The organism is Pedobacter agri (genome assembly GCF_032678665.1).
Lineage (GTDB): Bacteria > Bacteroidota > Bacteroidia > Sphingobacteriales > Sphingobacteriaceae > Pedobacter > Pedobacter agri_A.
This window is the reverse complement of sequence record NZ_JAVTSH010000001.1, coordinates 63,987-76,267: the sequence shown is the minus strand read 5'-3', so window position 1 is coordinate 76,267 and position 12,281 is coordinate 63,987. Positions and strand designations below refer to the sequence as shown.

Sequence of the window (12,281 nt, the reverse complement as noted above, 5' to 3'; positions counted from 1 at the left end):
TTGCAGTCCGTTTTATGGGCTATCTGCAAGGATGCCGGGGGAGCGGTAAATTTTTAATAGAAAACATAAAAAAGCACAATGCCAACTATTCAACAATTAGTTAGAAAAGGTAGAGTAGCACTGGAGTTCAAGAGTAAGTCTCCAGCGTTGGACAGCTGTCCACAGCGAAGAGGTGTATGTACACGTGTGTACACCACTACCCCTAAAAAACCAAACTCAGCAATGCGTAAAGTAGCCCGTGTTCGTTTAACGAACGGTAAAGAGGTGAATGCTTACATTCCTGGGGAAGGTCACAACTTACAAGAGCACTCAATCGTTTTGATTCGTGGTGGTCGTGTTAAAGATTTACCAGGTGTACGTTACCACATTATCCGTGGTGCATTAGATACATCAGGCGTTGCTGGTCGTAACCAACGTCGTTCGAAATATGGTACTAAACGTCCTAAACCAGGTCAAGCTGCTGCTGCACCTGCTAAAGGAAAGAAAAAATAATCGGGAGGAAATAAGAAATGAGAAAGTCAAAACCAAAAAAGAGAATTATTCTTCCTGATCCAAAATTTAATGATGTTCAGGTAACTCGTTTTGTGAACAATATGATGTACGATGGAAAAAAATCTATCGCTTACTCTATTTTCTATGATGCTGTTGAAATTGCTGAGAAAAAAGCAGGTGAAAACGGTTTAGAGATATTTAAACGTGCTTTAACTAACATTATGCCAGCTGTAGAGGTTAAATCTCGCCGTGTTGGTGGTGCTAACTTCCAGGTTCCAACTGAGGTTAGACCAGAACGTAAAACCGCTTTAGGTATGAAATGGTTAATTTTATACGCTCGTAAACGTGGTGAAAAAACGATGAAAGAGAAATTAGCTGGCGAAATCGTTGCTGCTGCTAAAGGTGAAGGTGCTGCTGTTAAGAAGAAAGAAGATACGCATAAAATGGCTGAGGCTAACAAAGCGTTCTCTCACTTCCGTTTCTAGTAGTTTATTTACAAATTAGTAAGATTACACAGATTTAATTAGAAGATTATACTGATTAGATAAATTACACCGATTTGTTGTTTTAACATAATCGGTGTAATCATTTAAAATCAGATAAATCAAAAAAAATATAATGGCAAGAGATTTAAAATTTACAAGAAATATCGGAATCGCGGCTCACATTGATGCGGGTAAAACTACAACAACTGAGCGTATCCTTTATTATGCTGGTGTAAGTCACAAAATTGGTGAGGTGCACGAAGGTGCTGCAACAATGGACTGGATGGCACAAGAGCAAGAGCGTGGTATTACCATTACTTCTGCTGCTACAACTGTTGGTTGGAAATACAGAAATCAGAATTATCATATTAACATTATCGATACACCAGGACACGTGGATTTTACCGTTGAGGTAAACCGTTCGTTACGTGTATTAGATGGTTTGGTATTCTTATTCTCTGCTGTTGATGGTGTTGAGCCTCAATCAGAAACCAACTGGCGTTTGGCTAACAACTACAATGTAGCACGTATCGGTTTCGTTAACAAAATGGACCGTTCTGGAGCTGACTTCTTGAAAGTTGTTAAACAAGTTAAAGATATGTTAGGTTCTAATGCAGTTCCATTGCAATTGCCTATCGGTTCTGAAGATAACTTTAAAGGTGTGGTTGATTTGATCAACAACCGTGGTATTGTTTGGAATGAGCATGATAAAGGTATGACCTTTACTGAAGTGCCAATTCCTGATGATATGTTAGATGAGGTTGCTGAATGGAGAGAGAAATTATTAGAATCTGTAGCTGATTATGATGAGACATTGATGGAAAAATTTTTCGATGATCCAAACTCAATCACTGAGCGTGAAATTTTAGACGCTTTACGTGCTGCGGTATTAGATGCTAAAATTGTTCCTATGGTTTGTGGTTCATCTTTTAAAAACAAAGGTGTACAAACCATGCTTGATTATGTAATGGAATTATTGCCTTCTCCTTTAGATTCTGAAGGTGTTGTTGGTACTAACCCAAATACAGATCAGGAAGTTTTATTGAAACCATCAGAAAGCGAGCCGTTTGCAGCATTAGCATTTAAAATTGCAACTGACCCATTCGTAGGTCGTTTATGCTTCATCCGCGTTTATTCAGGTAACTTAGAAGCTGGTTCATACGTTTACAATACGCGTTCAAACAATAAAGAGCGTATTTCTCGTATCTTCCAAATGCATGCTAACAAGCAAAACCCAATTCCTAACGTAGGAGCTGGTGATATTGCTGCGGTAGTAGGCTTTAAAGATATCAAAACTGGTGATACACTTTGTGATGAGAAAAACCCAATCGTTCTTGAATCGATGGTATTCCCTGAGCCAGTTATCGGTTTAGCTATTGAGCCTAAAACTCAGGCTGACGTTGATAAATTAGGTATGGGCTTATCTAAATTAGCTGAAGAAGATCCTACATTCAGGGTACAAACAGATCAGGAAACTGGTCAAACTGTAATCTCAGGTATGGGTGAGCTTCACTTAGATATCTTGATCGATCGTTTAAAACGTGAGTTTAAAGTAGAAGTTAACCAAGGTGCGCCACAAGTAGCTTACAAAGAGGCAATCTTCGGTTCTACTCAACACCGTGAAACATACAAAAAACAATCAGGTGGTCGTGGTAAATTCGCAGATATCCAGGTTGTAATTTCTCCAATCGATTCTGACTTCGAAAAAGGTGGTTTACAATTCGTAAACGAAATTACAGGTGGTTCAATTCCACGTGAGTTTATCCCTTCAGTAGAGAAAGGTTTTGCTTCGGCAATGGCGAACGGTGTGTTAGCAGGTTATCCGCTTCCTGATATGAAAGTACGTTTGATTGATGGTTCATTCCACGCAGTCGATTCAGATGCTTTATCATTCGAGCTTGCTGCCCGTATGGCATATCGTGAGGCTTTACCTAAATGTAAGCCAACTTTGATGGAACCAATCATGAAAATCGAAATCTTAACCCCTGAAGAAAACATGGGTGATGTGATCGGTGATATGAACCGTCGTCGTGGTCAATTATTAGGTATGGATACCCGTAACGGATCTCAGGTAATTAAAGCAACTGTGCCTCTTTCTGAAATGTTTGGTTATGTAACACAGTTACGTACAATCACTTCAGGTCGTGCAACTTCAACAATGGAATTTGACCACTATGAAGCAGCACCTAAAAACGTACAGGACGAAGTAATCGCTAAATCTAAAGGTAGAATTAAGTCTGAAGACTAAGTAAGATCAAGGAATAAGGAGCAAGGATAAAAGACGTAATGTTTAGGCATCATATCTTTAATCCTTGTTCCTTCATCCTTAATCAAGAAGATAAATCCGATTTCTGTTGTTAATAGCTCTAACAGGAAATCATAATTAAAAATAAGATGAGCCAAAGAATCAGAATTAAATTAAAATCTTACGATTACAACTTAGTAGATAAATCTGCTGAGAAAATCGTAAAAACTGTTAAGCCTACGGGTGCAGTTGTAAGTGGTCCAATTCCACTTCCTACAGAGAAAAAAATCTTTACTGTATTACGTTCTCCACACGTAAACAAAAAAGCTAGAGAGCAGTTCCAATTATGCGCTTACAAACGTTTGTTGGATATTTATAGCTCTAACTCTAAAACAGTTGATGCTTTAATGAAACTTGAATTACCTAGCGGTGTTGAGGTTGAAATCAAAGTTTAATTGATTTTAAATCGAATTGAAAAAGGTCTTGATACAAATCAGGGCCTTTTTTTGTTTAAACTGTTTTGAAACAAAACTTGCTTCATCGGGTTTAATCAATATGAAAAAGCCCATCAAAAAAGAAGAGAGTTTACCTGTCGAAGGTCAGGACTTTGCTGATCCTAAAGAGGAATTAAACGAGAAGCCTTCATCACATGGCGAAGTGGGAAATCAAAAAGGAAGCGATTTTTCTGAACTAGAAGAAAGCCGAATGGAACATCCTCCAAAACATAGAGATGAGAATGGGTCAAGCAAAGATGATCTTGATACTTCTACAGCTAGTAATCAGAGTAAAGGGGTGAAATAAAACTAGTCAATTATTCCGTTTCTAACCACGAAATTGATCAATGACGCAGTATTTTTCTTGCCTGTTTTGTCTAGCAAGTTTTGCCGGTTGCCTTCAATAGTGCATTTGCTGGTAAAAAGCTTATCAGCAATTTCGCCATTGGTATAACCTTCGGCAATTAATGATAGTATTTCAAGTTCTCTTTTTGAAAGCTGGATGTTCGCTTTCAGATTTTTTGAATTTAAAATAAACCTGCCCTGTAAATGATTAAGTAATTTCAACCCAATCGCAGTGCAAAGATGCTTGTAGCCAGCGGCTAACTGTTCGATGGCAAAAACCACCTCTGCTATGTTAACATTCTTTAATAAGTAGCCCTGAGCACCTGCGCTAAAAGATGAGATAATAAATTCCTCCTGATCAGCAGTGGTAAGGATCAGTATTTTTATTGTTGGGTAGTTTAATTTCAATAATTCAGTGAGTGCTATCCCGTCCATTTCTGGCATAGCAATATCAGTTAGGATAACATCTGGTGCTATTCCACTTTGTAAAAGTCTAAGTACTTCTAAGCCATTTGCAGCCTGGGCAACAATCTCTATATTTTCTTTTTTTTCAAGTAACGAAATTACACCATTTCGTACAATTGCATGGTTATCAGCGATTAATACTTTTATCGGGATTTTCAAATTTTCAATTATTAAACTATTGCGTCAAAACCAAATATCGAAATAAATAAATGGTAGAAAATATGTGTTAATACTCAAAATAGGCGTATTAATACTCTTTTTGGCGACATCATAAAGAAGGCTTTATTTTGAAACGTAATTGATGAGTTAAATGGGAATGAACGTGTTTCTTCAGCATGGTTTTCAGCTGGTTGATACATCACATCTAAATACCATTCTTTAATCAAAAATCGGCTAAAAGCGACAGTGATAATACCGTTTTATCAGGCTTTAAATGTTAAATAATTTGTAAAATATTTAAACCTTCTCTTGTTAAAAATTGTTATTGAAATAAGTGTTTAAATCAAAAGCGATGAATAAGGAAGACAATAGTAAAGACGAAGGTCAGCAAGGGAAAAAGACTGAACAAAATATTGAGTGGGATAATGGCGAAGTTACCTACGGACATAGCATTGCCCACTCCGAGTTTAGACGTAAAAACATGCCCGCCGAAGAACATGTTGCAAAGGCTGAGGAAGGCAACGATACTAAAACTATTCCTGAGTTAAAAAATGCAAACTTGAGTCAGGGAGAAGATATTGGAAACAGAAATAGTACTGACGAAAAAGGCGTAGGTGGCAAGGATTTATAAATAGGGATTGTATGAAAATAATCCCTATTTAGAAGTTATGTACTTTCCGGTAGATGGAATAGTGTCAAAAATCAACAGCAAATAAGCGCTATCAGAACTGGTTTAGCTCCGATAATTAGTTTAGCCAATAAAGGTAAAGTTGGTGCTGCGAATCTTGATTAGGCTGCAAAAATGATAACTTCCGAGCTAAATCCAAATGAAATTTTAAGATAACTATTGATATATATCAAAATCAGTTGTCTAAATAAATCTTCTCGCTTGTCAGTATAGTTGTGTGGTTTGCTGATAGTCTAATTTTACTTTTTCTTTGTAATCCCTCACTTTTCCAAACAAGTCATTTAGGTGATGATTAAAATCAGCTATTTTGGACTTACCATCCTGTGATCTTTTTCTTGTAACGTATTGAAGGCCATAAACTGTTACGGCTCCCAATACTACATATTTTAAAAGTCCCATTGTTTTATTTTGTTTAAATACCATTGTTTAGTACATCATCTTCGTCACGCTGTTTTATCGGCTGATCGAAATCTTTTGACGAACTACCTGTCCCGCTTGCTGCACTCTCAACAGTTGGATTTTTATCTTCACTATTGTAGGCATCATCACTCAATGAATCTTTCCCTTGCGTACCAGTATTATCAAGTCCATCCTTTGCAACTATATTTCCCTCATTAAAACCATGTGCATTCTTCTCGGCAACAGTTTCCTGCCCAAAACTAGTTACTACATTTCCATCATTGCCTTTTTCATATTCTTTCTGAACATCCGATTTACTATCATCCTTTCCTTCTCCTACGTAACCCTCAGTATGTTCTTTCTTATTATAGATATTTGTTTTCATAATTCAGATTTTAATAAAAAACAGATCAGGTAAGAAATGGTTTGACCTCATTTTCTCGAATTATTAAATATGATTTTCTCCTTTTGATTAACTTGCGCCAAATTTTTAATATTTCAATAAATGGAGTGGAAACATTTGCTTTCAAATAAACGATTTGGTCAGGAAAGCTGGACAGGCGATCGGGATAAGGCTCGGTCTGACTTTCAAAGGGATTATGACCGGTTAATTTTTTCTTCACCTTTCAGGCGCCTTCAAAATAAAACACAAGTGTTTCCATTGCCTGGAAGTGTTTTTGTTCATAATCGTTTAACACATAGTTTAGAAGTTGCAAGTGTTGCCCGTTCAATGGCGAACATTTTTTTAAATAATGTTGAGGATAAAAATCCTGATTTGATCAAAAGTGTTCCACTAATTAGTGAGGTTGGGAATATTGTTGCGGCGGCCTCCTTGGCACATGATTTAGGGAACCCGGCTTTCGGGCATTCAGGAGAAGCGGCTATTTCGAGATATTTTACCGATGGCGATGGCAGGATTTATAAGAATGAGATGAATGACTCGCAGTGGCACGATTTGATAAATTTTGAAGGAAACGCCAACGCGATCAGGATTTTAACACATCCGCTTAAAGGTAAAGGAAATGATGCTTACGCACTTACTTATTCTACATTAGCTTCCATAGCCAAGTATCCCTGTGCTTCCATTGCCGGAAAACAAAAGGGACTGCTTCACCGTAAGAAATATGGTTTTTTTCAATCAGAAGAAGAAACGTTTAAAAAAATTGCAAACGAACTCCATCTCGAAAAAGAAGAAAATGAATACCTGATTTATAAACGTCATCCACTCGTATACCTCGTAGAGGCGGCTGATGATATCTGTTACAGCATCATCGATCTTGAAGATGCACACCGTTTAAAAATCTTATCATACGAGGAAGTGAAAAATTATCTTTTACCTTTTGCCAACTCCAACACGATTGAAAAAAGGCTCAAGGACGATTATGAAGATGATGATGCAAAAATTGGCTTATTAAGGGCAAAAGCGATTAACACTTTAACCAACATTTGTGCAGGCATATTTTACCGAGAGCAGGAAAGTCTTTTAGATGGCAATTTAAACAGCAGTCTTACCGATTTAATCCCCGAGCCATATCTCACCGCCTGGAAAGCAATAGAGAAAGTTTCTGTGGAACGCATTTATAATTTTTCATCGGTTATCCAAAAGGAAGTTGCCGGCTACAAAATTATGGCCGGATTACTTGAGGAATTTGTTCCTGCATTAATTAACAACAATACGCACTACTACAAAAAGTTGGTTAAGCTTATTCCAAAACAATACCATACTGATTTGACTGATATTTATTCAAGGACACAGAGTGTGTTAGATTTTGTTTCTGGTATGACTGATCTTTACGCTGTTGATTTGTATCGCAATATCAAGGGCATATCTTTTCCTTCAGAAACCTAATGTTATTTCGAACGTATTTTTAGTTATACATAAATACAATCTGTTTAATACAAGATTATGTCTTTATATCGGCTAAAATAAGCTATTGATGTAAAAAAATAATTTTTAAATTTATACAAATATTTGATTATCAAATTATTAAATAAATTCGAGTATTATAAAAAAGTCATTTGTGTAAATCGATTACCAAGGGATATACTAATTATTAGATTTGAGAGTTAAGGCATGCTTAACTTGCGCATGCCTTGCTGATTAGATCATATCCCTATTTATGAAAAAAACTTTACTTACTGCTTTGCTGGGCTTCTGCCTGGCATTTGCTGTAAGAGCACAAGCTCCACAGCAATTTAATTATCAAGGTGCAGCCCGGAACTCAAATGGTAGTCCCATTGCTAACAAAAACATCTCTTTAAGAATAAGCATTCTCGATGCCTCCATTACTGGTACTACACAATACTCAGAAGTGAGAAGCGTAACTACATCTGTTCATGGATTGTACGCGATAAGTATCGGCAGCACAGGCGCAAACTCAAGTACCGGTTCCATTTCAGCGGTAACCTGGGGTTCAGGCATAAAATTTGTTAAGGTTGAGATTGATCCAGATAATGGTTCGAACTTCAGTTTGGCTGGAACAGCCCAATTACTAAGTGTTCCTTATGCATTATACGCAGCGAATGGTCCAACGGGTCCTGCCGGGGCACAAGGTCCTGCCGGCCAAGCGGGAGCAGCAGGAAATCAGGGTATTGCTGGTGTTAAGGGCGATAAAGGGGATAAGGGAGACACAGGGCCAGCCGGACCATCTACCGGTGCAGCTGGTGGTGATCTGACCGGAAGCTATCCAAATCCTACCGTCGCAAATTTTCAGGGCAAAACGCTATCTGCTTCGGCACCACAAAATAATCAGGTATTGCTTTTTGATGGAACAGCCTGGAAACCTGTAACCTTGGATGTTAACCAGCTTGCCGGCGCAAAAGCAATTACATCTACCGACCTAAGCATTAGCACCAATGGTTCAACCGCTGTTTTGAAGGATGTAGTTATTGATATTAACGCTGGTGCGGTAACGACCATTAAACTTGCAGACGGAGCTGTAACCACACCAAAAGTTGCAGATGCAGCAATAACCTCAATAAAAATTGGGAATAAGGAGGTCAAAAATGTCAACATAGCAGATGCAGCCGTGAATACCCTGCAATTAACAGATGGTTCAGTAACTACTCCAAAACTGGCAGATGCTGCTGTAACTTCAGTTAAGATTGGAAATAAGCAGGTAAAAAATGTAAACATTGATGATTCAGCTGTTAATACATTGCAACTGGCCGATGGCTCGGTGACTACACCGAAATTAGCCGATGCTTCAGTAACCATTGCTAAGTTAACAACTGCCGGGGTGAGTGATGCAAATAAAGTTTATGCAACTAATGCGGTAACCGGCAAGCCAGAACTGATCAGTTTTACGGCGCTTACCAACGCAAATGCCTGGTCTTTAAAAGGTAATTCGGGTAATGTAGATCAAAGCAGCAACTTCCTTGGGAACACAGATGACATTGCCATTAATTTTTTAATCAATGGGCAAAAATCCGGTCGGTTAGGAACATCTTCCGATACCAACATTTCCTACGGATATAAAACTTTAACAACCAATATTACTGGGTTTTTCAATAGTGCTTTTGGTAAAGAAGCATTGTCTGTAAACATTTCAGGTTACGAGAACAGTGCATTCGGACATTTGGTGATGCAGCGAAGTTTCAGTGGTATTCATAACAGTGGTTTCGGTTCCCAGGCATTATTGTCTAATACTGTAGGTTCGAACAATACAGCTATTGGTACACATGGCTTAATGGCGAACAGCACTGGTATAGCCAATACGGCAGTTGGAAGTTTGGCATTGGAAGCAAACAATGGGAATAGCAATACAGCACTTGGTTTTTCTGCAGGGAATAAAAATAATGGAAGTGGCAATATTTTTCTCGGAAACAATGCTGGAAGTACATTAACCAATGTCAGCAACAATTTGATAGTGGCCAACTCCAGTACAATTTATCCGTTGCTGTCTGGAAGTTTATCCGCTGATGGAGGTGCTTTAACCATTAATAACTCATCAGCCGCTACATCTACCGCTTATGCGCCAAGTGGTTCAAGCACTTTAAATGTTAACGGTTCCGTTTCAGCAAGCATTCTTACCCATACATCGGCAACAGCGCTTACGTTAGATGCCTCACATTATACTGTACGGATTAAAAATGCGGGTTTGGCACTTGCCATCAATTTACCTGCAGCAGCCAGTTGTAAGGGGAGAATTTATGTAGTTGTTAAGGCGGCATCATCGGGTAACATCACCTTCAATAATGCCATTTTATTAAATGATGATACAACTACCACAACGATGACCGGTGCCAAAACCTACACCCTTCAGAGCGATGGTACAACATGGATATCTTTAAATTAAGCATATGAAAAATACTTTTTACCTGTTATTATTCTGCTGTCTGCTTTTTTTTAAGAAAGATGTTGTGGCACAAGATTTACCATTCACCGTAAACACTGCAGGTGCCTATGGAAAAATCAATAACCAATTGTATGATTTTAGTATCGGCGAAATGGTGCTGGTGCAAACGTTTCAGGCCAATAGCACTACACTAACCCAGGGATTTTTACAGCCGTTGATACTGATGCAGGCCATTGCCGATATCGCGGTTGTGAACAATATTCTTACTCCGAATGGGGATGGGAAAAACGATTTCTTCTTTATCAAAGGATTAGAAAAATATCCGGCTAACAAGCTAACTATTTTCGATCGGGGAGGACGTACCATCTTTTCAACTTTTAATTACCAGAATGATTGGGACGGATACCTCAACGGCCGGCCGCTTATGGAAGATACCTATTATTACATTCTTGATTTAGGTGTGGATGGAACTGTTAAAGGTTTTATATCCATACTGTATAAAAAATAACAGCATGAGAAAGATGAGATTTTGCTTATGTGGCTTGCTGTTGTTTTCCGTTACAGCAGCTTTTAGTCAGTTAAACCCAATGGGTAGCATTTATTACCAAAACCAATTTTTAGCAAATCCGGCAATGGCTGGTGTAGAAGATGGACTTACACTAAATGGTGCTTTCAAAACGCAATGGGTAGGGGTAGATGGTGCGCCCAAAATACAATATTTAACCGCAGATTATGGTTTGAAGAATAATAAAGTAGGTTTGGGCGCATTGCTTTACAGCGAAACTGCAGGTGCAATTAGCCGGTTTAGGGCAACTGTAAGCTATGCCTATCACATTCCGTTAAATAATGCCAACAATTTTATTGATTTCGGCTTATCAGCAGGCATCATGAATGAATATGTGAATATAGGAAAGGTGAAAGGAGATTTAACTGATGAGGTACTGAATAGTTTTAACGAGCGCCAGCTTTATCTCGATGGTGATTTTGGTATCGCCTACCGGATGGATAAACTGACCGTACAAGGAACTTTGCCAAATTTAAAAAGGTTTTTCAAACGAGATATATTAAGGAACGTTGTCGATAGATCTATATATTTTATCGCAGCAGGCTATAAATTTACTACTGATAAAGTGCTGAACAGCATTGAACCTAAATTGGTTTATCGGGGCGTTCAGAACTATGATGGCATTTTCGATGCCGGGGTAAACCTTCAGTTTTTAGAAAATAAGCTAATGTTGAATGGCATTTACCATAGCACCAATAGTTTCACTGGCGGTTTCGGTGCCAATTATAGAAATCAATTTGCCCTTCTATTTCAATACACCACCAATACTGCTCAAATGAAAAATTACAGTAACGGTGAATTTGAAATTGGTTTAAGGTACAATTTCAAAAACCCATAACAATAAGAAAGCCATCTCTCATCGAAATGGCTTTCCTGTTATTTATCTGCCTCTGGCATCATCCCACTTGTTTCTTTCATCTTGCAGTTCCCTGGCCAGTTTCATCTCTTTATCTTTTGCCTTCACTTTGTGTGCCTGAAACTCATCAGCAACTTCCTGATAGAGCTGGGTTCGATAGGTAGCTTCCTTTCTGTATTTTCCGGATTGAAAAATAACGATCGCTAATCCAGCCGCTAACACAATAATAATTACCCAAACGATTGTATTATATGTTCCTTTATTAAAAGATATGCCTAAAAACTTAATTTCATTCACAGATGCCGTCGCATCGGCTAAAGAACTTTCTTTGCCAGTAACTTCACCCTTTAAAGTAGAGATGTTTTGTGCTTGTGATTTAATTTCTTGCCTGGCCTCCTGAAGCTGTTTGCGCTCTTTTCTCAAAGTATCATTCACACTTTTCCACAAACCTGTCAATCTTGATGGATTAATCAGCTTTGCACCATAAAGGCTTTTTGATTTTTTTAACATAAACTGATACTGTCCGTTCAAAGATGGGTCAGTATTTTTCGTAGTGTCTGGTAAAACCTGGCCAAACGCCACATTTAAAAATAGCATAGCGCCTAAAAAAAATAAGGTGTGTTTAATTTTTTGCATAGTTTAAATATTGATGTCAAAATGTAAAACTACATTTTTATCTATTTCTTATTCAATAAATTTTAGCTAATCATAAAAAAATGATAGATAAAAATATATTTCACGAACATGTTAAATAACAAAATTATCTAAGTTTTATTATGATTTAATTCAT

Annotated in this window: 14 protein-coding genes; 10 read left to right on the top strand and 4 right to left on the bottom strand. The window is 37.8% G+C overall.

The window, feature by feature from the left end:
• Positions 1-78 precede the first annotated feature (78 nt).
• The 5 genes from rpsL (at position 79) to R2Q70_RS00425 (ending at position 4,023) form a co-directional block, all read left to right on the top strand.
• The gene (gene rpsL / locus R2Q70_RS00445; RefSeq protein WP_010599925.1) at positions 79-492 is read left to right on the top strand and encodes a 30S ribosomal protein S12; all 414 of its coding nucleotides are present in this window, start codon (positions 79-81) and stop codon (positions 490-492) included.
• A 17-nt stretch (positions 493-509) separates the two neighbouring features.
• The gene (rpsG, locus tag R2Q70_RS00440) at positions 510-977 is read left to right on the top strand and encodes a 30S ribosomal protein S7 (protein WP_029278632.1); all 468 of its coding nucleotides are present in this window, start codon (positions 510-512) and stop codon (positions 975-977) included.
• A gap of 133 nt (positions 978-1,110) precedes the next feature.
• On the top strand, positions 1,111-3,225 hold the full coding sequence (gene fusA, locus R2Q70_RS00435; protein WP_010599923.1) for an elongation factor G: 2,115 nt from the start codon (positions 1,111-1,113) through the stop codon (positions 3,223-3,225).
• 146 nt (positions 3,226-3,371) lie between these two features.
• Entirely contained in the window at positions 3,372-3,677 is a 306-nt protein-coding gene (gene rpsJ / locus R2Q70_RS00430) for a 30S ribosomal protein S10 (protein WP_008244591.1), read from the top strand.
• Positions 3,678-3,777: 100 nt separating this feature from the next.
• Entirely contained in the window at positions 3,778-4,023 is a 246-nt protein-coding gene (locus R2Q70_RS00425) for a hypothetical protein (RefSeq protein ID WP_316805726.1), read from the top strand.
• Positions 4,024-4,025: 2 nt separating this feature from the next.
• On the opposite strand, the gene R2Q70_RS00420 is transcribed toward R2Q70_RS00425, so the two are convergent.
• Entirely contained in the window at positions 4,026-4,685 is a 660-nt protein-coding gene (locus tag R2Q70_RS00420) for a response regulator transcription factor (RefSeq protein WP_316805725.1), read from the bottom strand.
• A gap of 352 nt (positions 4,686-5,037) precedes the next feature.
• Between R2Q70_RS00420 and R2Q70_RS00415 the strand changes: the two genes are divergently transcribed.
• Entirely contained in the window at positions 5,038-5,316 is a 279-nt protein-coding gene (locus tag R2Q70_RS00415; RefSeq protein ID WP_316805724.1) for a hypothetical protein, read from the top strand.
• A gap of 261 nt (positions 5,317-5,577) precedes the next feature.
• Here R2Q70_RS00415 and R2Q70_RS00410 read toward each other — a convergent pair whose 3' ends face one another.
• Entirely contained in the window at positions 5,578-5,772 is a 195-nt protein-coding gene (locus tag R2Q70_RS00410; RefSeq protein WP_316805723.1) for a hypothetical protein, read from the bottom strand.
• Positions 5,773-5,785: 13 nt separating this feature from the next.
• The gene (locus tag R2Q70_RS00405) at positions 5,786-6,157 is read right to left on the bottom strand and encodes a hypothetical protein (RefSeq protein ID WP_316805722.1); all 372 of its coding nucleotides are present in this window, start codon (positions 6,155-6,157) and stop codon (positions 5,786-5,788) included.
• Positions 6,158-6,277: 120 nt separating this feature from the next.
• Between R2Q70_RS00405 and dgt the strand changes: the two genes are divergently transcribed.
• From dgt to R2Q70_RS00385, 4 genes are all read left to right on the top strand, one after another.
• Complete coding sequence (gene dgt, locus R2Q70_RS00400; protein ID WP_316805721.1) at positions 6,278-7,621, top strand: dGTP triphosphohydrolase; 1,344 nt, start codon at positions 6,278-6,280, stop codon at positions 7,619-7,621.
• A gap of 271 nt (positions 7,622-7,892) precedes the next feature.
• Positions 7,893-10,070, top strand: coding sequence for a hypothetical protein (locus R2Q70_RS00395; RefSeq protein ID WP_316805720.1), 2,178 nt, complete (start codon positions 7,893-7,895; stop codon positions 10,068-10,070).
• A 4-nt stretch (positions 10,071-10,074) separates the two neighbouring features.
• Positions 10,075-10,578 (top strand): gliding motility-associated C-terminal domain-containing protein, encoded by a 504-nt coding sequence (locus R2Q70_RS00390; RefSeq protein ID WP_316805719.1) that lies wholly within the window; start codon positions 10,075-10,077, stop codon positions 10,576-10,578.
• Between the two features lie 4 nt (positions 10,579-10,582).
• Positions 10,583-11,473 carry a PorP/SprF family type IX secretion system membrane protein gene (locus R2Q70_RS00385; protein WP_316805718.1) on the top strand — a complete coding sequence of 297 codons (891 nt, stop codon included), beginning with the start codon at positions 10,583-10,585 and terminating at the stop codon, positions 11,471-11,473.
• Positions 11,474-11,515: 42 nt separating this feature from the next.
• Here R2Q70_RS00385 and R2Q70_RS00380 read toward each other — a convergent pair whose 3' ends face one another.
• Positions 11,516-12,127, bottom strand: coding sequence for a hypothetical protein (locus tag R2Q70_RS00380; RefSeq protein WP_316805717.1), 612 nt, complete (start codon positions 12,125-12,127; stop codon positions 11,516-11,518).
• Positions 12,128-12,281 lie beyond the last annotated feature (154 nt).